Origin of the sequence: Amaricoccus solimangrovi (assembly GCF_006385685.1) — a bacterium.
Lineage (GTDB): Bacteria > Pseudomonadota > Alphaproteobacteria > Rhodobacterales > Rhodobacteraceae > Amaricoccus > Amaricoccus solimangrovi.
Genome location: NZ_VFRP01000108.1, coordinates 1 through 1,078, shown reverse-complemented (window position 1 = coordinate 1,078; position 1,078 = coordinate 1). Strand labels below are relative to the sequence as shown.

The following is a 1,078-nucleotide window of genomic DNA, read 5'->3' as shown; positions in this document are numbered from 1 at the left end:
TGGCCGAGACGCCCGATGACGTGTTGCCACGCTTCGTCGATCTGGCGCTGGAAATCACTGGCGGCGTCTCCGCCGGGCTGAGCCTCTACGAACCGGATCCCGCCCCGGGGGTGTTCCGCTGGCAGTTCCTGCGCGGCACGTTGTCGAGGTTCGAGGACGCGACGACACCGCGCGATCTCAGTCCCCGCGGCGTGACGCTCGACGAGAACGCCCCCGTCCTCGCGCGACACCCCGAGCGCCATTACAGCTGGATCTCCGAGGCGGGACTTGTGGTTCCCGAGGTCATGCTGGTTCCGCTCTACATTCGCGGGATCGAGCCTCTCGGCACGCTCTGGATCGTGTCGGAGACCGAGGGCCATTTCGCGCGCGGGCACGCGCGCGCGATGACCGAGCTCAGCTCCTTCGTCGGAATCGCGCTGCGCATGCGCGAGAGCGAGACACGTCCGCGGGCGGCACTCGACGAACAGGCGGTTCTGGCCGCCGAGATGGATCACCGGATCAAGAACCTCTTCGCATTGACCGACGGAATGATTCGCGCGGGCGCGAGGACCGCGTCCGACGTGTCCGGCTTCGCCAGGGGACTGTCCGGACGGCTGCGCGCCCTGGCCAGCGCCCACGCGCTGGTGAGCCGCGACGTCCGGCGGGACGAGAGTGGTCCCGCCCGGAGTGATCTGCGCGCCCTGGTCGCCACGGTGGCCGAACCGTATCAGGAAGGTTCGGGATCCGTTCGGCGCGTCGAAGCACGGGGGCCCGAGATCATCTGTGGACACCACACCCTCAACGCGCTTGCCCTGGTGCTGCACGAGCTGACCACCAACGCGGCGAAGTATGGCGCCCTCGCAGCCGAAACCGGGCGCGTCGAGGTGCGCTGGCGCGTGCGGGGCGAGGGAGTGGAGTTGGTGTGGTCGGAACGTCGGGGTCCTCCGGTCATCTTCCCTCCCGAGGCTGAGGGGTTCGGCGGCTCGCTGGTGCGCAGGATAATCACCGGTCAATTGGGTGGCACGATCGCCTACCGCTGGCGGCATGACGGACTCGAAGTCACCCTCACGCTTCCACTGCGCCACCTCGAACACTGACC

Annotated in this window: 1 protein-coding gene; it reads left to right on the top strand. The window is 68.4% G+C overall.

Annotated elements, in window-relative coordinates:
• A partial coding sequence (locus FJM51_RS23455; protein WP_140456500.1) for an HWE histidine kinase domain-containing protein occupies positions 1-1,076 on the top strand: 1,076 nt, incomplete at its 5' end.
• Between the last annotated feature and the right edge of the window lie 2 nt (positions 1,077-1,078).